General features: G+C 45.5%; 13 protein-coding genes. 10 read left to right on the top strand and 3 right to left on the bottom strand.

The window, feature by feature from the left end; translation table 11 throughout:
* Positions 1-79: 79 nt before the first annotated feature.
* Both EO124_RS04875 and EO124_RS04870 read right to left on the bottom strand, forming a co-directional pair.
* A complete protein-coding gene (locus tag EO124_RS04875) occupies positions 80-838 on the bottom strand; it encodes a 6-carboxyhexanoate--CoA ligase (RefSeq protein WP_127058584.1) in 759 nt (252 codons plus the stop codon).
* Positions 828-1334 (bottom strand): hypothetical protein, encoded by a 507-nt coding sequence (locus tag EO124_RS04870; RefSeq protein ID WP_127058583.1) that lies wholly within the window; start codon positions 1332-1334, stop codon positions 828-830. The genes EO124_RS04875 and EO124_RS04870 overlap by 11 nt, the downstream gene beginning before the upstream one ends.
* 438 nt (positions 1335-1772) lie before the next feature.
* On the opposite strand from EO124_RS04870, the gene pta reads away from it, so the two are divergent.
* The 4 genes from pta to EO124_RS04850 all read left to right on the top strand — a co-directional run bounded on the left by pta (position 1773) and on the right by EO124_RS04850 (position 6282).
* Complete coding sequence (gene pta, locus EO124_RS04865; RefSeq protein ID WP_127058582.1) at positions 1773-2774, top strand: phosphate acetyltransferase; 1002 nt, start codon at positions 1773-1775, stop codon at positions 2772-2774.
* Positions 2775-2981: 207 nt separating this feature from the next.
* Positions 2982-3689: an MBL fold metallo-hydrolase gene (locus EO124_RS04860; protein ID WP_127058581.1), complete on the top strand. Its 708-nt coding sequence runs from the start codon at positions 2982-2984 to the stop codon at positions 3687-3689.
* Between the two features lie 50 nt (positions 3690-3739).
* On the top strand, positions 3740-4975 hold the full coding sequence (locus EO124_RS04855; protein ID WP_127058580.1) for a DUF445 domain-containing protein: 1236 nt from the start codon (positions 3740-3742) through the stop codon (positions 4973-4975).
* On the top strand, positions 4972-6282 hold the full coding sequence (locus EO124_RS04850) for a DUF445 domain-containing protein (protein WP_127058579.1): 1311 nt from the start codon (positions 4972-4974) through the stop codon (positions 6280-6282). The genes EO124_RS04855 and EO124_RS04850 overlap by 4 nt, the downstream gene beginning before the upstream one ends.
* Positions 6283-6531: 249 nt before the next feature.
* Here EO124_RS04850 and bioB read toward each other — a convergent pair whose 3' ends face one another.
* On the bottom strand, positions 6532-7557 hold the full coding sequence (bioB, locus tag EO124_RS04845) for a biotin synthase BioB (RefSeq protein WP_021842376.1): 1026 nt from the start codon (positions 7555-7557) through the stop codon (positions 6532-6534).
* Between the two features lie 273 nt (positions 7558-7830).
* On the opposite strand from bioB, the gene pdxR reads away from it, so the two are divergent.
* From pdxR to EO124_RS04810, 6 genes are all read left to right on the top strand, one after another.
* Complete coding sequence (pdxR, locus tag EO124_RS04835; RefSeq protein ID WP_438873614.1) at positions 7831-9375, top strand: MocR-like pyridoxine biosynthesis transcription factor PdxR; 1545 nt, start codon at positions 7831-7833, stop codon at positions 9373-9375.
* A gap of 1 nt (position 9376) precedes the next feature.
* Positions 9377-10645, top strand: coding sequence for a metallophosphoesterase family protein (locus EO124_RS04830; protein ID WP_127058578.1), 1269 nt, complete (start codon positions 9377-9379; stop codon positions 10643-10645).
* Positions 10635-13535 (top strand): ATP-binding protein, encoded by a 2901-nt coding sequence (locus EO124_RS04825; protein WP_127058577.1) that lies wholly within the window; start codon positions 10635-10637, stop codon positions 13533-13535. Before EO124_RS04830 ends, EO124_RS04825 begins: the two co-directional genes overlap by 11 nt.
* Positions 13536-13969: 434 nt before the next feature.
* Positions 13970-18604 carry a glutamate synthase large subunit gene (gene gltB / locus EO124_RS04820; protein ID WP_127058576.1) on the top strand — a complete coding sequence of 1545 codons (4635 nt, stop codon included), beginning with the start codon at positions 13970-13972 and terminating at the stop codon, positions 18602-18604.
* Positions 18605-18928: 324 nt separating this feature from the next.
* On the top strand, positions 18929-19555 hold the full coding sequence (locus tag EO124_RS04815; RefSeq protein ID WP_127058575.1) for a TPR end-of-group domain-containing protein: 627 nt from the start codon (positions 18929-18931) through the stop codon (positions 19553-19555).
* A 20-nt stretch (positions 19556-19575) separates the two neighbouring features.
* The gene (locus EO124_RS04810; RefSeq protein WP_127058574.1) at positions 19576-20715 is read left to right on the top strand and encodes an efflux RND transporter periplasmic adaptor subunit; all 1140 of its coding nucleotides are present in this window, start codon (positions 19576-19578) and stop codon (positions 20713-20715) included.
* The last annotated feature ends 581 nt before the right edge of the window (positions 20716-21296 follow it).

Below are 21296 nucleotides of genomic sequence, written 5' to 3'. Positions count from 1 at the left end.
ATTAATAATCTACGATAAAAAACGTTTTTAATTATAATAATCTCTCTGAAATTTTCTACCTTTATTATAACAAAATTTGCTAAATCGTTTCAATTGTTACCAAAACGGTAGTTTCTTCCAAGTAATGGCGCAAGGAGTCGAGGTCGGTGTCAGGTTTTACAAAAAAGATGCGACCGCCTCGTTGATCGCCCAGATTTTTGACCGGTGTTAAGCGGTGATAGGTGTGGCCGTAACTTACATAACCTACGGCGTAGTCCGGGTCATCAGAGACGCAAAATTCACCGAGAATATCTGGATAGCCTAATACTTTAGATGCCAGCACCAACGCTTCTTCAAAGTGAACACCGGTATGACCTTGTTTTTCAAAGTGAGGAATTGCATCAGCCGGATTGGCAAAGGCCATGCGGCTGACACGGACGCCACGGAGGCCTAAATCATCCATCCGTTCGCCGGTTTCGGCGTTGCAGATTAAAGCACCGCACATGTTTTCCGGTTGACTGCGCAGGGTATGGAGGGCTTTTTGAATGGCGTCGCGCTTAATGCCGGAGGTTTCGAGGAGACGGTACGCATCCTCGAGACCTTCCGTTACGGAGTCGGCTTTGGTGATGGCAACGTCTAAAGCCGGTTTATACACTATGTCGTCATCTTCGATGGCATCGATGGTGATGCGAATAAAGTCGGCACAGCCTTTGCTGTGAGTTAACGCCCTGGTTACGAGTTCAGAGGCTGTTTGCGCTAACTCTTCTTTACTCAAAATTCGTTCGGCCCCGGAAATATGGTGACCACCGTTTTCATGGGCACCGCCTTTAGCCGAACGCATACGAATACTATAAAGCATTGGCTTTGTCACCTCCGGAGAGTGCCGGAACAGAGCGACGAACACGGGACAACACTTTGACTAAGAGTGGGGAGAAGATGGCGGTAAAAATATAGCCCGGTACGGCCATAAGAATCATAGCCATAGCTAATTTGCCGAAGAATAGGCCCAAGGTGAGGCGGGCAATGATAGATGCAATCGGACCGGCAATTATTTGTGACCAAACGGCTCGGTGACCTAAATAGAGAACGGCACCGGCAATGATGCGGAATTGCATCTGAATCGCTACATTTAATAAGTTATGAGTGCCCAACATGAGGGAAATGGCACTGGCTAAACAACCGGCAATGATATAGCGTTTAAAGCCGAATACACAGCAGATGGCAACGGCAAGTGGTGCCGATAGCTGGAATTCTATACCGGGAATCACATTCGGTAATTTAATGGCACCGGTAATCCCAATCATGGCGGCCAAGATGGCGATTTCGCAAATGAAACGAATGTTAGAATTTCTCATACGTAAACCCCTTTTCTAAAAATAATACCCCTAATACCTATTGTTAACCCTTATGTAAACCTACAATAAATAAAATGGTTAACATTTGAGAATATTATACCCCAGTCGTTGTATACTGTAAATGAGAATTTTAAGAAATTTTTGTACAAATTTTTTCAGAAATATCATAGAAAAAATGTAGGAAAATAAAGTTATATCAGCGTTTATGTTTAAAACTACAAGTAGTTATACAGGAGAGAGTTTTATCAACTAGATGATAAAGTTTGTTTCCTCGGATTAAAGCGTAGAATTAGCAATTGACCTATCTCTAAAAGTCATATCAATTTACAAAAAGTAATATGACATGAGCCCCTTTAATCTCTGTTGCAGATTTGATATAATAAAATAGTATAAAAGGTCCGTTGAAGGGGACCGTTCACAGTCAAGGAGGACGATATTGTGGAATTAGTACAAAACTTAAAAGCAAAAGTAAAACCATTAGGCAAGAAAATTGTATTACCTGAATACAAAGATGCTCGTGTATTAGAAGCTACTGAATTAATTCTTAAAGAAGGTTTTGCAACCCCTGTATTGGTTGGTAACCCTGAAGAAGTTAAAGCATTGGCTCAAAAAGAAGGCTTCAACGTTGACGGTGCTGAAATCATCAACCCTGAAACTTATGATCGTTTACCTGTAATGATCGACATTTTCGTAGAAAAACGCGCTAAAAAAGGTATGACTCCTGAAAAAGCAAAAGCAACTATGCTTGGTGATTGCTTATTCTTCGGTGCTATGTTGGTACACCTCGGTGTAGTTGACGGCATGGTAGCCGGTTCTGCCAGCCCTACGGCTAACGTATTGCGTGCCGCTTTACAGGTTGTAGGTACTAAACCTGGTCTTAAAACCGTATCCAGCTCCATGTTTGTTTTCTCTGACAAAAAACAATATGGTGACGACGGTATGCTCGTATTCTCCGATTGCGGCGTTATTCCTAACCCAACTTCCGAACAATTGGCTGACATCGCTATGTCTTCCGTAGAAAAAGCTCGCAAAGTTGGCAACATGGCTAACCCTCGCGTATCCTTCTTATCTTTCTCCACTAAAGGTTCTGCGTCCTCTCCTGAAGTAGATAAAGTAGTTGCAGCTGTTGAAATGTTGAAAGAACGCAATGTAGATTTCGACTTCGACGGCGAATTACAGCTTGATGCTTCTATCGAACCATCTGTTGCTGAACGCAAAGCGCCTGGCAGCAAAGTAGCCGGTAAAGCTAACATCTTGATTTTCCCTGATCTTCAGGCAGCTAACATCGGTTACAAATTGGTACAACGTTTTGCCGGTGCTACCGCTCTTGGACCATTGATTCAAGGTTTGGCAGCTCCTATTCATGACTTGTCCCGTGGTTGCTTCGCTACCGACATCGTTGATGTTGTAGCTATTGCAGCAGCTGAAAGTGTTGAATAAGAATTTCATATAGCGAATGAATAATAAACTCCGTTATTGTAGTAGGTTTTTGAAAAACTCTGACAATAACGGAGTTTTTTAGCTTGTGTTTTATGGTATAATAGAAGTTGTTAGTAATAATATTATCAATAAGGCGTTTCTTAAGACCTGTTTTGGCTAAGATATTTGGCTTACTATAATCTATGACTCTTAAGTAGAGGTGATACTATGAAACTATATTATTTAGAACACAGCGGTTTTATGCTTGATGCCGGTGATACCTGTTATGTCTTTGATTATTGGAAAGATGAAGCGCAGGTTGTCAAAAAAGCGCAAGCGGCAGGTAAAGTATTGAGGTTCTTCGTGACCCATTGGCATGGCGACCATTATTCGCCGGCTATTTTGGATTTTAACAGCCCTACAACACGTTACATTGTGCATACCGATGTGCCACATAAAGATATGCCTAAAGAACGAACTACGGTTATGGCCGTAGGGGATACGACGTACGTTGAAGACCTTAAAGTTACCATGTACGGCTCCACCGATGAAGGCGGGTCCTTCTTAATCGATACCGGTGATGCTACGATTTTCCATGCCGGCGATTTGAACTGGTGGCATTGGCTCGGTGATACACCGGAAAATATCGACTTTGCTCGTGATTTTGCGGCCAAGGAATTTAAACGTATTGCCGGCATCACGCCGGATCTTGCCATGTTCCCGGTAGACGATCGCTTGGAAGCGGCCCGTGAATGGGGCGCCTTTGAGTTCTTACATGCGGTAGGACGTTTGCCAAAACTATTTGTACCGATGCACCGTCACGGTCCTGTTTGGGAACCTTCGTTATACTTTAAATCCTTGTATGAACATATGCCGGTTTGGAGCCCGAAACATACGGGCGACAGCGTTGAATTAGAAGAGTATGGGATTGAATAATTCGATTGAGTTTGGTGAGTAAAGTATTGAATAGTTCGAAAGGATTGAGTATGAAACAACGAACGGATTGGCCGATTGCCACCGGCTTATTGTTTGGTATGATGATTATATTTTTAGGCGTTTATCCGTTTCGCCAAGAGCCCTTATTCGGCTTTTTGACTCATGTAAGCGGTGCTGCCATGATCGGCGGCCTGGCTGACTGGTATGCGGTGACCGCATTATTTAAAAAGCCTTTAGGGATTTCGTATAAAACGGCCCTTATACCGCGCAGTAAGGCCCGCTTGGTGGAAACGGCTCGTTATATGATGGTGGAAGAACTCCTCAGAGTTCAGCCGGTATATACGATTATTAAAAAAGAACAGTTGCCGAAGCGCATTCTCATGTACTTTTTGAGCGATGACGGGCGTAAACAACTGAATCAATTTATCGAAGAAGTAGGTTCACAATTAGGCAATCGCTTTGACGGGGCGCCCCTTCGCAAGGAAGTGACGGGCGCTATTAAACAGGGCGTGGAGCACTGGGAAGTGGCACCGCTCCTCATTCGGTTTGGTCATCTTTTGATGAAATATGAAACAGCCGAGACGTTGTGGCTCTATCTTAACCGCATGGCGCAGCGTCTTATTGGTTCTGAAGGAATCCAGCCGTATATTACGGGTATCGTGGCAGCGATGATGAGCCGTTATGCGGAAAACTCCTTTTGGCGAGAGCTGGCATTAGCCCTCGGCAGTGACAGTTTTTCACCGGAGCGAGTGGCTGAATTAATTCAGCGCAAAGCAACGGAGTTTTTACGCTCTCAAGAATCGATTTACTCCCCCATGGGGCAGTATGTGTACAATAAGGTGCTTTGGCTCTTATCTGAGTTGGAACGCAATAAAGAGTGGCGCGCGTACATAGAAACCAAAAAGAATACTTGGCTTATGGATGCCCTGGAAGATGTAGATATGGCCGGCGACACTAAAGCTTGGCAGGGAATTTTCAAACGCGCTCAAGAAGAAGCTGAATCCTATGCACGCAGTTTATTGCAGGATAAGGCCAAAATGCAGAGTTTGGAACGCTTACTTTTGTATCAACTGGTGCCGTTACTTCGTAAATTGCGGCCCTTTGTAGATACGTCGGTAGTGCGTGAATTAAATTCCTATTCGCCGGAACGCTTGGCCGATTTGATTAAAGGTAAGTTATATCATGATTTACAGATGATTCGTATTAACGGCTCCTTGGTAGGTGCTGTGTTGGGCGGTCTCTTCTATGTGGCGGCGCAACTCGTGCAAGGAGGTGTTAGCTTATGATTGGTGGTGTACCGTATCGCGTATGGGCTAATCGTATATTAGCTATCTCCGCCGTTTTATACGCCATAGTTTTTGTGGGGCAATTCTACATTACCGCTACCTGGTATGATGCTTTATATTGGCTCGTTCAATCGGCTCTTATCGGTTCCGTGGCGGACTGGTTTGCCGTGACGGCCTTATTCCGTAAACCGCTGGGTTTCCCGTATCATACGGCGCTCATTCCGCGCAATAAAGAGCGCATGATTTCCGGTTTGGTTAACCTCATTGAAACGCGTCTTTTGACTTTGGACCAGTGTCAGCGTGCTTTGAAATCGGTGAAATTCGTGCCCTATATTGACGGTTATATCAAGAGTGATAAGGGCCGTCAGTACATTCGTAAGGCACTGCGCAGTTTGCTCCATGTAGTGTGGCATAGTCGCAGTGAAAAGGAATGGGCTGCCTGGGGTGCTGAGAAGCTTCGTTATTTCTTGCATCGCCAGTCGATTACGGGACCTTTGCAGCAGTTTTTAACGGATGTTTGTAAAACCAATAAGCACGAAACTACGATTATTAAGGGCATCATGCTGCTGCAGGAAGCTCTTGATAAACCGCAAGTTTTGTTCTGGCTTACGAATACGATTGATCGCGAGATTCAGGCTCGTAAGGAAAATATTCTGTCCGCCATTCTTATCGGCGCTTCGGAAACCTTTGACATTATTAATGCCCGCGATATGGCCATGGCCATGTTGCGTGAGCTCTACATGATATTGGAGCGGTGGAAACAGCCGGGCAGCACGGAGCGTCTTGTGTGGATGCAGCAGTGGCTTGGTCCTTTGCAGGAGTTGGCCTATAACAGCACCGTCGGTAAAGCTATCGACGATGTGTGGCAACGCTGGATTGATGAACAGGATTGGGAAGCTGTTCTGGAAAGTTATGTGTGTCCGTACATTCATAATGTAATCCACATGTCCGATAAGGAAGATGTTTTTGAAGAAGGCACACCGGTTAATGTATTGGAACAGTCGTTGCAGGAGTTGTGGGCTGTTTACAGTAAAAACCCGGAATTGGAAGCTAAATTGGAAAACATGTGCCAGCACATGGCCGGCTATGTGTTATTGCGCAGTCATGCGCTACTGGGCGTCATTGTGCGACAAGTACTGGGCTCGCTCAGCACAGAGAAGTTTATCTATTTCATCGAATCGAAAGTAGAGGATGACTTGAGCTGGATCCGTATTAACGGTGCCTTGGTAGGTGCTGTATGCGGCCTCGGCGCTTGGAGTTTCTTGCACTTTATCTATGAACCGCTCTTGGCTTTGTGGGGATTATAAGAATATTTTGTAGTGAAAAAATAAACGGTCTTACTTCGCTTAGGAGTGAGACCGTTTTTGTTAACCTAAAAAGGACCCTGTGAGGGGTCCTTTTTTAGGTTGTAATATTGTAGCGTGTTTGAAGAAAGTTAATGAAAAACTTTTTATAAACATTCATTGCCGGAGATGAAGTTAGTTGTCAGCTTGTCACTGATGAAGTTGGGTGGCAAACTGTTGTGATGAAGTTGCCGGCAATGAAGTGTTAGCGAATTAAGCCTGAGTCTGAATAGGCTGAGGCGCGGTGCGTTCCAAATGCAAGTCTTCAATCATCTGTAAGTCTTGGAGTGGGGAACGACCATCGGTGGTTAAGTAACCGCCTACCATTATACCGTTGAGACCGCCGGATAATGCTAAGGCTTGTAAGTCGCGGAGGTTAACTTCACGACCGCCGGCTGTACGAATCTGTGCATGTGGCAATACGAAACGGAACATAGCAAAAGTACGTAAAATTTCCAATGGAGGCAATGGTTTGTTGTGTTCAAATGGGGTGCCTTTGATTGGATTCAAAATATTGAGTGGCACGGAATCAATGCCGAGACGTTTTAATTCATAAGCCATTTCAACGCGTTGTTCCAAGGTTTCATTGAGACCGAGGATACCGCCGGAGCATACGCGGATACCTGCTTTTTTAGCGTTTTCAATGGTGGACATTTTATCAGCAAAGTTGTGAGTGCTGCAAATGTTAGGGAAGTTGCTTGGTGCTGTTTCGATATTGGAATGGTAACGAGTTACACCGATAGCTTTCAACTGAACAGCCTGTTCGTAAGTAAGAAGACCTAAGGAGCAGCAAATTTCAAGACCTGTTTCTTCGTGAATACGACGAAGAGCACTCAAAATCTGTTCGAATTCTTTAGGATTGTTGGTGTTACGACCGCTGGTTACGATGGAGAAGCGGATAGCGCCGGCTTCTTTTGCTTTACGAGCGTGTTCAACGATATCTTCTTCGCTCATAAACGGATATACGGTAACGCCTGTTTCGTGATGAGCCGATTGGGCGCAGAATTTACAGTTTTCAGGGCATTTGCCGGAACGTGCGTTAACAATCGCACAAAGGTCAACTTCGTTGCCACTGAATTTTTGACGAATTTTATCGGCCATAGCCAATAAAATCATTGTATCTTCGTCGGAAACATGAATCAATTCTTCTGCTTCCTTTGGGGTTATTTCACCACCATCTAAGATGCGTTGGGCGTACGCAATAATTTCTTCATAGCCAATAGTTTGTTTTGTTGTCATGAACCTACACCTCTGTATTTCTTTAGTTTATCCCGCTCTACCTGGGAGCTTCGGCTGTGGGTCTACTTGATATTAACCATTAGCCGTTGCCTATATTATACGAACATGATTTAAGATAGTCAACCATGAATTTTAATTATAGTTAACAATAACCGAAAATTATAAATATGGTTAACAATTGTAATGTCAGTTTGTAAAAAATTTACAAAAAATGGATAGGACAGATTACCATTTTCAAGAGGCTGTGATAAAATAAGAAGTAATGTAGTAAGTATTGTTTTACACGATTTAAAAGTCGGTGAGGGGGCGAGCCATCTGTTAACAATTGAACGTAAAAGTGTCACGCCTTTATATGAACAGATTTATCAATACCTTAAATCTCGAATTGAGCACGGACAATATGCGGCCGGTTCCCGTTTACCGTCGGTTCGTTCCTTAGCCGGTGAAGTAGGGGTAAGCAAGATAACGGTGGAGCAGGCCTATTTGCAGTTGGCCGCGGAAGGCTATATTAAGGCTCATGATCGCTCGCCCTATGAAGTGTTGCCTTTACCGATTTTATTGGACAATGGCTCTCATTTTGAAAAGAATCATGAAATGAGTGGAACCGTTGCCGAGGTTGACAATATTTTGAATGAAAAGACAACCGAATTGGATCTAAGCGGTGTGATACAAAACGAAACTAGGGTGGCCTCTACGAGGTTAACCAATCAAGGGGAACTATCCTCTAAAGCAACGCAGGCCGTGCCGATTCGCTATAATTTTGCTACCGGTGCCATGGATCCGGAGGGGTTTGACTATACGCGGTGGAAGCGTTATATCGGTTATATCTTGCGTGAACCGGAACGGCTTTTGGCCTACGGCCATCCGCAAGGGGAACCGGAACTGCGGGCTGAGCTGGCGCAGTATTTGAATAATGCCCGCGCTGTGCGTACCACGGTGGATCATATTATTATCGGTAGCGGTACTCAGGCCATGGTCATGATGCTGGCAGCCCTTTTAAAACGTGCCGGTCTCACCACGGTGGCCGTTGATGCCAGTGTTATCATCGGGGTAACGCATATTTTTAAGGATTACGGATTTACCGTTATCACCGTGGACCAGCATAGTGAGACCTTGTTGGAAGACCTCCATAAAGCCGGTGTGGAAGCTTTGTACTGCACGCCGTCTCATGGCGATAGGCAGGGCCGAGTCATGAGTGTAGGCCGGCGCAAGGAATTGTTACACTGGGCGGCGGAGCAAAATAGTTATCTCATTGAAGATGATTATGACAGCGAACTTCGCTATTACGGACGACCTATTTCCTCCTTGCAGGGGATGGCCACGACGGAGCGGGTTATCTATTTGGGGACCCCATCAAAAGTGTTGCCCCCATCTATTCGCATCAGTTACATGGTTTTGCCACCGGTGCTGTGGAGCGATTTTTTAACCTATCGCACATCGTATCGGCAAAGTGCCGGTGTCATGGAGCAGCTTGTATGGGCGCGTTATATTAAGGATGGCGAGTGGTCCAAACAAATTCGTCGTTTGCGTAAGCACTATGCGGATAAAAGTAAGGTTTTAGCGGCACAGTTGCAGCAAACATTTGGCGATACCGTTAAAGTATATCTGCCGGAAGGCGGTGTTTATATAGGTCTTACGATTTTTACGGATAAGGGAGCGGACGCTCTTTTGCAAAAAGCTCGTGAGGCCGGTTGTGATGTGCGCATTGAAGCGGACGGTGATGACGAAGTCCGTTGTCTGTTGTCATTCAGTGCGATTCCGACCAACGAATTGGAAGCGGCCGTAAAAGAACTGGGCAACGCTTGGAAAGGACTGTGAGATGATACCATTTCGCTTTATACAATGTGGAGACCTCCACTTGGGGACTCCTTTTAAATATTTAAAATCATTAGGCAAGCAAGTGGACGAAGCTGTCAATCGTGCTACCTATCAGTCGTTTACGAATATTGTGGATTTTGCCATTGAACAGCAGGTGCACGCCGTGCTGATTACGGGCGATATTTATGATAGTGAAAAGCATAATTTGGAAGCACAGGTGCGTTTTGCCTATGAATGCGAACGTTTAAGCGAGCATAAGATACCCGTATTTTTAGTACAGGGCAATCATGATCCGGCGGAAAGTTGGGCGGCCAAAATCAGCTTACCAAGTTCCGTGTATGTGTTCAGCGCCACTAAGAGTGAGCGCCAGCCTTTATATGTGAAAAATAAGGTGGCCGCGTATATCTACGGCATCAGTACGAGCAATCAAAACCGGGCCGACAATGTGGCGCAGCAATTGAAACCTTGGTCGGACGATCCTTTTTCCATCGGGATTTTTCACGGTACCGTAGGCTCAGCCGGTGAGCACGAAACGGTGGGGCCCACTACGCTGGGGGAATTGACGGCGTCGCCTATGAATTATTGGGCTATCGGCCATATTCATAAACGGCAGGTGTTAAACGAAACGCCCTATGTGGTGTATGCCGGTAATATTCAAGGCCTTCATAAAAAAGAATTGGGACCTAAAGGTTGCTATCTGGTTGATGTAACCGCCAAAGGTCGTGTGACCCTGCAGTTTCACGAAACGGCGCCCATTCGCTTTGAGCAGGTAACCATAGATATTGGTGCCCTTGGCAGTATGGGCGATATGGTGGAAATGATTCGCCATAAGAAGGAAATGCTGCGTAAACTGAAAAAGCAGGTACTCCTCGAAATTGTGCTCACCGGCGAAGGGGCTTTGTATGAACTTTGCAGTCAAGACGAGGTGCGCCAAACTTGGCTTGAAATGGCGCAGGCGGAAGAACGTAATAAGTTTAATTTCGTCATGCCTTTCAGTATCGTGGACCGCACGCGAGGCGTAACGGACTGGACGGCGCGCCGTGAAATGGAAGATATGGTAGGCGACTATTTGCGTAGTTATGATACAATCGCCAAACTGCCGGCCGTAGAACGCGCTTCAACGATTCGCAATCTAATTGCGGAACGGCCGGAAAGTAAAAGGCTCGGTATGTATCAGGAACTGTTGACAGATGATGTTTTATTAGACGCATTGCGACGAGCGGAAGCGGAAGGCGCTCGTTGCCTCATGGGAGATACGGATGAGGATTAAGGAAATATATATTAAAGAATTTGGCCCTTATCACGAATGGTCGTTTACACCGGCCGCCGAAGGGGTACAAGTTATTTACGGCCCCAACGAAAGCGGTAAGACCTCCTTATTGGAAGCCCTTCGCTTTTTGTTGTTTGGTAAAAAAAGTAAAACGTACGGCTACGGTTCGGGCTATCTTGTGGTAGAACGGGACGGCGTGGCCTATCATATCGGTCGCGACGGCAAAAAGCTTAATTTCTATCCTTTAGGCAAAGGTCCGATTTCGGAAGAACCGGCCGCTCTATGGTGGCATGGTCTTGATAAAAAGACCTATGATAGAATTTTTGCCATTACCGTTGATGAATTGCAAGGTGCGGATGTGTTGGCCGAAGTGGAAGTGCGAGCTCGCTTCTTCGGCGGTGAGGGTGGAGAGCGCCTCAGCACGGCCGTGAAGGATATTGAAAAAGCCTCCTCCGATTTACTGGTAGCTTCGGCGAATGGGAAGCGGAAAATCAATGTGCTCATGGAGCGGTTGAAACAGCTTCGTGAAAAGATGGCGGACCTCGGTAAAAATGAAGAGGCTTATACGGCGTACCAACAGGAATTGGACGGCATCGCCACAACGGAAAAGGAATTGCAGGAGCGCCTTAAAGAATGGCAAGATTACGGCAAAGACGTGGATCTTGTATTGCGGGCCTGGGATGTATATAAGCGGGCAGAACATGCGAAAGAGCAGATGAATACCTATGCGGTTACAGATTTGCTTGAAAAAGACGCTTTCTATGAATTGGACGAAAAGATTACGGAATGCCGTAATAATATGAAGCTTTGGAGCGGTAAAGAAGCGGGGCTCGTGCCGGAAAACTTTGCCCCCGATTCTTTGGTAGGCGTTTACAGTCAAGAGATTGAAAACCTGTTCCAAGAATTAGGCCAGTGGACGCAACTTCAAAAGGATTGTGAACAAGGGCGTAACTATTTAAAACGAGTTAAAGAACAGTTGGATTTGTCCCGCACTTTGCATAATGTTTGGCGGGCGGATGCACAAATGCCGGAAAAAGTGGACTGGGCAACCGGTGAAAAACTGGCCCGTGAACTGCGCAGTGCCCAAGACAATTATTTGAATTGGCAAGGTCGTAAACCGGTTGAGCCGGCAGACATTGCCAACTCTACGGTAAAAGACGAAGAAAATTCCCTTAAGGAATTGGAAACAGGCGTGGCCCAATTGAAACAGGCCTTTACGGAGTATGAAAATAGCTTAGCTAAGGAAAATGAACTCAACCAAAGTGGCCCGTCACCTTTATATCGCTATGGTGCCATCGCACTCATTGTTATTGGTATTGTCCTCATGATGGTGCTTCCCGATATAGGCCTTTGGGCAGGTATTCTTTGCTTCATTTTAGCAGCGGGTGCTTTTGGCTACGGTTGGCAGCAAGGTCGCAAATTTACGGGCCTTCGCGAAGCAGCTTTGCACCAGCGTGAACGTTGGGAAGAACTGGTAAAAGCCATGGCTCGTGATTTGGAATTATCGGAACCCAAAACCGCGGCCGATATTAAGGATTTGGAAGATTCGGTAGCAGCTAAACGGGCGGCCTTCAGTAATCAGAATTTAATCTTGGCTAAAATTCACAGCTATGAACAGGTGCATAATCAGTGGCTGGAAGAAGGTAAAAAATTGGAAGCCGCCGGCAATGCGGCCATGGAAGCTTGGCAACGTTGGTTACCGGAAGGGGCCAGCCGTGTTTTGACGGACAATCAATTCTTTGCCCTCAAACAGGAATACGATACGTATATGGAAGATTTCAACCAGTATAAAGATTATGAAAAACGCTTGGCCGAACATGAGGCAACCCTTAAGGATATTGAATCGCGTTGTGCGGTTTTATGGGAAAAATTGGAACTGGATATTCCGGTTACGCCGATTGAACTGCGTCGTGTTTATAATCTTTTGAAATCCCATCGCCAAAACCAGGTTCGTTGGGAACAAAAAGAATCACAGCGTCGCAATTATCATGAGGAATACGAGCAGTGGAGCCGCCAAGAAAAGGCACTGTTGTTGGAACAGCAAGAGTTTTTACAAAAGACCGGGGTCGCTACGGCCGGCGAATATCGTCAGCGTTTATTATTGCAGGATCAATATGTGCAGTGGCAAAAAGTGTACGAACAGAGCCGTGACCAATTGGCCTTGTTTGCACCGAAGAAAGACGGTCAGGAAGCTTTGTATCGTCGTTTGAAATCGGGCAATAAAGAAAAATGGCAGACCGAAGCGGAACGAAGCCATTCGGAAATGGCGGCCTTGCAGAAACGGTTAGCTGCTTTGTATGAAAAACGCGGCCAGATTCAGGAAGCGATGCGCACCTTATCGCAGGATAAGGCCCTGTCCTTGGCGCTGCAGGAAGAACAACAGTTGGAAGGGGAATTGCAGGAAGCTTTAACAGCCTGGGCGACCCAAGTTTTGGTAAGCCATTTCATGGAACTGGCACAGATGGACTATGAAAAAGACCGTCAGCCGGAAGCTATGGCGAAGGCTTCGAAATATTTGTCTTTGATGACAGATGGCAAATATACCTTGCAATTGGGGGACAGCACTGCCAATGTGGAAGCCGTGTTGGCATCCGGTGAAGTGGTACCGACGGAACGTTGGAGCAGCGGCATGGGCGATCAGGTATATCTCGCCTTGCGCCTCAGCTTGGCCAGCGTGTTTGCACAGCGGGTGGAATCATTGCCGATTATTTTGGATGACATTTTGTTGCGCTTTGATGAAGGTCGACAAAATGCGGCCTTGAAGCTATTGGCTCATATCGGTCAAAGTGAACAAATTTTGATCTTTACCTGTCAGCAGGGCACGGCGGAACGCAGTGCGCAGCTCGATGGCGTGAGCGTGTATGATTTGTCGACTCGCGAAGCTATGTAGGTGAATATAATAAAAGTGTAAATTTATAAGTTAAAATAGATTAAAAATACAGAAAGTTGTTATTTGACGATCTGTATGGTAAATCTGAAAACCTCTCTGAAAATAATTCGGAGAGGTTTTTTGTATTTAGAAGTACCTTGTATACATGAGATTAATGCACAATATGTATGGCATATTGCTATATGATTTTTTTTGACAATAGGTATATAATAGAAACAATCTATTTTCTATAGAATGGATATAAGGCGTATAATCATAGATTGTTAGACGTTGGCACAGGCTAATAGAGATTCCCGGCGGGGCTATTTGATATAGCTTTGGGGAGGCGGGCCCGGATTCGTTGAACAACAGTGATTGTCTTAATATAGAAATAGCATCTGCCTCTGCTAGGGCAGCTAAAGAGAGAGTATAGGGTTTGGAAGGAGCAAGGGCTTATGGGACAAGCACATCAAGGGACATATCAAAAATCAGGAAGCGTACAGCAACAAGGAAAAACGCAGATTGAAATTCAGCAGCAGGAACAGGGGCAATGGCAAAAGCAGGGTTTATATGATGCGGCCTATGAAAAAGACGCCTGTGGTATGGGGTTTGTAGTCGATATTAAAGGCCGTAAATCTCATGATATTATCGATGACGGTTTACGTATTTTGGAACGTTTGGAACATCGTGGCGCGCGTGGCGCCGATGCTTCATCCGGTGACGGCGCCGGTATTTTGGTGCAAATTCCGCACGACTTTTTCCGTCGTGAATGTGAAGTGTTGGGTTTTTCCTTGCCGCCGGTTGGCAGTTACGGCGTAGGCATGGTATTTGCCCATCGTTATGAAACCCTTCGCAATAAGCAGAAGGCGATTTTGGAAAACATTGTTCGTGAAGAAGGTCAAGTCGTACTCGGTTGGCGTGAAGTGCCGGTCGATTCCCATGCAGTGGGTGCCGAAGCGGCTGCCATTCGACCTTGGCTCATCCAGATTTTTATCGGTAAAGGCGATAATATCATGAACGATGAAGAGTTTGAACGCAAACTGTATGTAATTCGTAAAGAAGCGGAAAAACAGATTATTCCCCTCAGTAAAGCGGAAAGCGGCGACTTCTACATTGCTTCATTGTCCGCCAAAACCATCGTTTATAAAGGGATGCTCACACCAAAGCAACTCCGAGAATTTTATCTTGATTTAGTGGACTTGGATTTCACGTCGGCCTTAGCCATGGTGCACTCCCGTTTCAGTACCAATACATTCCCAAGCTGGGCGCGGGCTCATCCGAATCGCTTCATCGTTCATAATGGGGAAATTAATACTATTCGCGGCAATATTAACTGGATTAATGCCCGTGAAGGCAAAGCCGATTCGGAATATTTCCCGCAAATTAAAAAAGTATTCCCCGTTGTTGACGACACCGGTTCCGATTCGGCCATGTTCGACAACACGCTTGAGTTCTTATATATGACGGGCCGCAGTTTGCCACATGCCATGATGATGATGATTCCGGAACCTTGGGAAAACAACGAGCTCATGAGTCAGGAGAAAAAAGACTTTTACGAGTTTAACAGCTTCATGATGGAACCTTGGGATGGTCCGGCTGCTATGGGCTTTACGGACGGTACCGTTATCGGTGGTGTGTTGGACCGCAACGGTTTGCGCCCGTCCCGTTACTATATTACGGGCAATGATCGCCTCATTATGGCGTCCGAAGTAGGCGTTGTCAATGAAGCAGCTGAAAACATCCGCTATAAAGGTCGTTTGGAACCGGGCAAAATGCTCCTCGTTGATACGAAGGAACAGCGTATTGTATCGGATGAAGAAATTAAACATCGCATTGCTACTGAAAAACCGTACGGGGAATGGGTGAAAGAACATATCATTCACTTGGACAGCATTGAGCAGGCGACGGATGATGAAATTCCGACAGTGACCAACTTGAAAGAATTGCAGCAAGCTTTCGGCTATACTCAGGAAGATTTGGTGCGCATGTTACAGCCTATGGCTAAAGACGGCAAAGATCCGGTAGGGGCTATGGGGGCTGATGCACCGTTGGCCATTTTATCGGATAAACCGCAGTTGTTGTACAGTTATTTTAAACAATTATTTGCGCAAGTCACGAATCCGCCAATCGATGCGATTCGAGAAAAAATGGTAACCTCCACCGGCGTAATGTTCGGCAACAGCGGCAACATGATGGATCCGCACAAAAGCGGCACTTATTGTGTGTACTTGGATAGTCCGATTTTGACAAATAAAGAATTTGCCGCCATTCGTAAATTAGATTGTCGCCGCATGAAGAGCACCGTTTTATCCATTCTTTTTGACCCGGCCGAAGGCACTCAAGGGATGCGCAAAGCGTTACAGACTCTTTGTGAAAAAGCGGAAGAAGCGGCGCGCTCCGACCATAATGTGTTGGTGTTGTCCGACCGTGGCGTTGATGCCAATCATGTAGCCATTCCGGCACTGCTCGCGGTAGCAGCGGTGCACAATCATTTAATTAAAAAAGTACTTCGCACCGATATCGGTTTGGTCCTCGAATCGGGGGAACCGCGTGAAGTTCATCATTTCTGTACCTTAATCGGCTATGGTGTAACGGCTATTAATCCGTATGTTGCCCTTGAAACGGTAGCGGATTTACAAAAACAGGGTCGTTTAGGCGATGTTACGGCGGAACAGGCTGAACAAAACTATATTAAAGCAGCGGTAAACGGTATTTTAAAAGTTATGTCCAAAATGGGCATTTCCACGGTGCGCAGTTATCAAGGTGCTCAGATTTTTGAAGCCGTAGGCCTTAACAGCGATTTCATCGGTAAATATTTTGTGAATACGCCGACTCGTATCGGCGGTATCGGTACTGATGGGGTAGCGTTGGAAGCATTGAGTCGTCATCATCGTGCTTTCGAAGAACCGGCCGACACAGCTCTTGAAGCGGGTGGTTTCTACGGTCCTATGAAGGACGGGGAACCTCATTTATACAATCCGAAGACCATTGATTTATTGCAGCGCGCTTGTATTGAAAATAATTATGAACTCTACAAAGAGTATGCGTCGGCGATTCGCAATGATTACCATGTAACACTTCGCAGTTTGCTCGAGTTCAATTTCCCGGTGGGCGGCGGCATCGCTATCGAAGAAGTAGAACCGGTAGAATCTATCGTAAAGCGCTTTAAAGGGGGCGCCATGAGTTATGGCGCTATCAGTAAGGAAGCACATGAAACCATCGCCATTGCCATGAACCGTTTGGGGACTATGAGCAATTCCGGTGAAGGCGGCGAAGATGCGGACCGTTATAAATTGTTGCCTAATGGAGACAATCGATGCAGTGAAATTAAACAGATTGCATCAGGCCGTTTCGGCGTAACCTCCGAATATTTAGTCAATGCCAAGGAATTGCAAATTAAATGTGCCCAAGGTGCCAAGCCTGGTGAAGGCGGTCAGCTGCCGGGCAAAAAGGTATATCCGCCAATCGGTAAAGCCCGTCACTCCACGCCGGGTGTAGAACTGGTATCGCCACCACCTCATCACGATATTTACTCTATTGAAGATTTGGCGGAATTAATTTTTGATTTGAAAAACGCCAATCGCGATGCTCGTATCAGTGTGAAATTAGCAGCCGAAGCGGGTGTTGGTACCATCGCTGCAGGTGTAGCCAAAGCGAAAGCCGATAATATCCTTATTTGCGGTTATGACGGCGGCACCGGCGCGGCCGGTCGTACCGGTATGCGTCACACCGGGGCTCCTTGGGAATTGGGCCTCGCCGAAACGCATCAGACCTTACTTCTCAATCGTTTGCGTGACCGCATTGTGCTCGAAGTGGATAGCAAATTGATGACCGGTTTTGACATAGCCGTAGCAGCGCTCTTAGGGGCTGAAATGTTTGGTTTCGGTACCTTGCCGCTCATTGCCGTAGGTTGTAAAATGGCCCGTGTTTGTAATTTAAATACCTGTCCATACGGCGTAGCAACGCAAGATGAAAAGTTACGTAAAAACTTTAAAGGCAAACCGGAGTATGTGGAACATTTGATGCTCTTTTTAGCTCGTGAACTTCGCGAAATCATGGCTAAACTCGGCATCCGCAGCGTAGAAGAAATGGTTGGTCGTGTAGACTTGTTACGTCAAAAAGTGGTGGATGATAATTACAAATTATCCCGCGTCGATTTGAAACGAATTCTCTTCCGTCCATATACGGATATTTCTGTCGGTCATTACCATCAACACGAACAAGACCATGAATTGGCAAAAACGTTAGATGCCGGCAAATTGCTCCGCATGTGTCGTCCGGCTATTGAAGAGCAGAAACCGATTCGTGCTAAATTGGCCATCAACAATACGCACCGCGTAGTAGGCACTATCGTGGGCAGTGAAATTACTAAAAAATACGGCGCTGACGGTTTAGCTCCGAATACGATTAAACTCAGCTTTGTTGGCAGTGCCGGTCAAAGTTTTGGCGCCTTCATTCCAAAAGGCATGACTATGGTGCTGGAAGGTGACGCTAATGACTATGTAGGTAAAGGCTTGTCCGGTGGCGTGGTGACGGTATATCCGCCGAGAGCGGCGCTTTTTGAAGCAGACCAGAACGTTATCATCGGTAACGTGGCTTTTTATGGGGCCACTTCCGGTGAAGCCTATGTAAGCGGCCGAGCCGGTGAACGTTTTGCCGTCCGCAATAGTGGTATTACCGCCGTGGTAGAAGGCGTGGGCGACCACGGTTGTGAATACATGACCGGCGGCGAAGTTCTCATCTTAGGTCCCACCGGTCGTAACTTCGGGGCCGGCATGTCCGGTGGCTATGCGTACATTCTTGATTTTGACGTGCGCAAGTGCAATACTGCGTTGGTAGAACCGCGTGCGGCTACGAATGAAGATTTAAAACGCATTAAATCTTTGGTAGAAGCACATGTATTGCATACAGATAGTCGTAAAGGTCGTCACATTTTGGACAATTGGCAAAACTTTGCACAGCGTTTTACCAAAATCGTACCGACTGCTTATGAAAACATGCAAAAAGCAATTGCTGTCTATGAAGCAACGGGCTTAAAATTGGAAGATGCTCAATTACAGGCCTTTAAAGATGCCTACCACATTAAGTAGCATGTAAGTAACTTTGTAAAAAGCGTTGTAAGTAGTATTGTAAGCAGCGTTGCAAGTAGCATTGCAAGTACCGTTGTAAGTCGTATCGTTTGAGTAATTACATAACACATGGGCTCTTTAGTGAGTTCGATATAAACGGGCCCATTTTGCTATATTCGGCGATTTTTTTGAACATTAGAGATTTTTAAAATATTCAAAATAGTATATAATTAAGAACAGACAAATAGAAATAAGTAAATAAGTTAATTATAAATCAATTATTAGCATATCGAATCTTAGAATATAGTTACGGCGTGTTTTGCGCATATAGTAAAGGAGCCATTAGTGAAGTTATTACATATAGTGACAGCCTTGTTTTTCGGTGCAGCCTTGCTTTTGGGGGGATGCGGTTTAGCTGCCGAGCAGACGCCTTCGGTAGACCCCGGAAAGACTGTGACGTCTAATACAGTTGCCATGAAAGGGCCGGTACCGACGACGGAATTGGAAGAAGCAACTAAATTATTGCAGTCGAATGATTATCCCGGTGCTATTGCAAAAGCGGATGAGATTTTGCAAAAGTATCCGAATTCTGATGCGGCCTATTCGTTGAAAGGAATGGCCATGGGGCTAAACGGTGATCCCGCGGGGGGACTGGTTTTGGCAAAAAAAGCATATAATATCAATCCAAATAATTTAAGCAATTATTACAATATGGCCATGCTGTATAAATTGCAGGGGCAATTGAATGATGCTAAATTTTGGTTTGATGCGTTATTGGCTAAGGATCCAACCAATACTTGGTCGGTGTATGGCATAGCTACTATTTATGCGGACCAGGGGCAGGATGCTAACGCATTGCAATATTTGCGGCAGGCCATTGCGCTGGACAAAAGTGTGAAAGAAGTAGCGCGCACGCAAGATCATTTTGAGCGTTTTCACGGCAATGAAGAATTTGAAGAGATTGTAAAATAACCGGAGAAGGAGGATTAGTTATGGAAGAACGACAGCGACGTTTTCGATGGCTATTCATGGTAATGATTGTTATGGTAGCCGGTCTTATGGCCGGGTGCTTTGGACCGACGAAGGTAACAACAGCCGAGGCGGATATGCGCGAGATGCCGGTTAAAATTAATAATGACGCCAATATTACGGCTTTAAATAAAGCGACAATTGAACCGACCGTTTCCGGGCAGGTGGCGACGATGGCGGTCAAAGTGGGCGATGAAGTTAAGCAAGGTCAGGTTGTGGCTATGCTTGATACGAGTACCATGCAGCAACAACTGAATCAGTTGATCCAACAACTTGGTGAAGCACAAAGCAGTGGTGGTGTACAGGCTGTACCACAAGAGACGACTATCGTACCGGGCGCAGTGTCGGCGGCTGATGTGAACCGTGCTCGAGAAATGATGCAGAACGGGATCATTACTGAAAAAGAATACCAGACCATTGTGCAACGTTCGCAGGCAACTGTTGTGACGAGTGGCGGCGGCTATGTGTCCACCGGCGGCATGGAAACGGCCGGTATCCAAGCCGCTATTGCTCAACTGCAGACACAAATTGCCCAGGCTCAAATTGTATCGCCAATTAATGGGCGAGTAGCAGCTATTTATAATGAAGATAGAAAGGTTGCTATTGAAGGTAGACCGTTTATGCTCATTCAGCAGAGTTCACCGGTTGTAGCATCCCTAAGTATTCCTCAGAATTTTGCGCTTAAGTTGGCCGAGCCGACGATTAAACCATCCATTAAGGTATATTTAAAAATTGATGACAAACAGATTCCGGGCGAAATAACGTATATAGACACCAATGCACCGGCCGGCGTGCCAAGCGTATTAGTAAAAGCGACCTTCTTGAATGCGGATGGCCTCATTCAGCCGGGCGAGTTCTATACGTTGGTTATTGAATCAGAAGCCAAAGCACCGGTACTTGCCGTTCCTAAAGACGCCGTTCGTGAAAACAAAGATGGCAAGTTCGTCTATGTAGTAACTGCCGATAATACGGTGGACGTTCGCGTAGTAGAAACCAGTGAAACCGATGATGATTATACGGCTATTGTAAATGGCTTAGCTAAAGGGGAACGTGTAATTACGTCTAAAGGTGAATTCGAGTTGGGCGAAAAAGTAGAGTATTAGTAGCATATTAAGTAGTATATTATTACAAGATAAATTGACCTGCTGTATAACATACGTATATTAAACTGAACGAGGCTCAGATGAGAGCCTCGTTTTTTGTGTATTACAAACAGTCTAAGGTATGGCCTTTAGAGACAGTTTTTTATACATTCATTAATAGTATATAGAACCTCCTGAAGAAAAAACTGAAAAAATTTAAAAAAGGGGTTGACGTTCCCCGTGTTAATTTGGTAAGATAATCAAGTCGTCAGTTGAAGACGACAAACAACACAGAGTGTTGTGAGTAGCCTGAATGTTTAAATCTCGTAAATAACTTGTAAAAAAGTTGTTGACAGAATAAAACAATGGTGTTACAATGTAATAACCGTCAGAGATGACGGTGATTGAATCGCAAATCTGAAATGCGCTAAGTGCAATGAAGGTTAAGCGAGCAGATCTTTGAAAACTGAACAATGTAAGGTAATCATTTTTAACGAAATGAACATAGCCAGAGTGCGGGTTTCGACAACGTTGAAACCAACCAAATAAATTCTAAGTCAGATAACTTCGGTTAAGCTGACAAACAACGAAAAACGAGCTAG

The organism is Veillonella ratti, from assembly GCF_003992115.1.
GTDB lineage: Bacteria > Bacillota > Negativicutes > Veillonellales > Veillonellaceae > Veillonella_A > Veillonella_A ratti.
Note: the sequence above shows the minus strand (reverse complement) of the source record. Positions and strands in the feature narration are given on the sequence as shown.

Coding starts and splice junctions, on each gene's coding strand:
- EO124_RS04860 (WP_127058581.1), top strand. CDS start 2,982: ATGAAACTATATTATTTAGAACACAGCGGTTTTATGCTTGATGCCGGT.
- gltB (WP_127058576.1), top strand. CDS start 13,970: ATGGGACAAGCACATCAAGGGACATATCAAAAATCAGGAAGCGTACAG.
- bioB (WP_021842376.1), bottom strand. CDS start 7,557: ATGACAACAAAACAAACTATTGGCTATGAAGAAATTATTGCGTACGCC.
- EO124_RS04875 (WP_127058584.1), bottom strand. CDS start 838: ATGCTTTATAGTATTCGTATGCGTTCGGCTAAAGGCGGTGCCCATGAA.
- EO124_RS04810 (WP_127058574.1), top strand. CDS start 19,576: ATGGAAGAACGACAGCGACGTTTTCGATGGCTATTCATGGTAATGATT.
- EO124_RS04830 (WP_127058578.1), top strand. CDS start 9,377: ATGATACCATTTCGCTTTATACAATGTGGAGACCTCCACTTGGGGACT.
- EO124_RS04855 (WP_127058580.1), top strand. CDS start 3,740: ATGAAACAACGAACGGATTGGCCGATTGCCACCGGCTTATTGTTTGGT.
- EO124_RS04870 (WP_127058583.1), bottom strand. CDS start 1,334: ATGAGAAATTCTAACATTCGTTTCATTTGCGAAATCGCCATCTTGGCC.
- EO124_RS04825 (WP_127058577.1), top strand. CDS start 10,635: ATGAGGATTAAGGAAATATATATTAAAGAATTTGGCCCTTATCACGAA.
- EO124_RS04850 (WP_127058579.1), top strand. CDS start 4,972: ATGATTGGTGGTGTACCGTATCGCGTATGGGCTAATCGTATATTAGCT.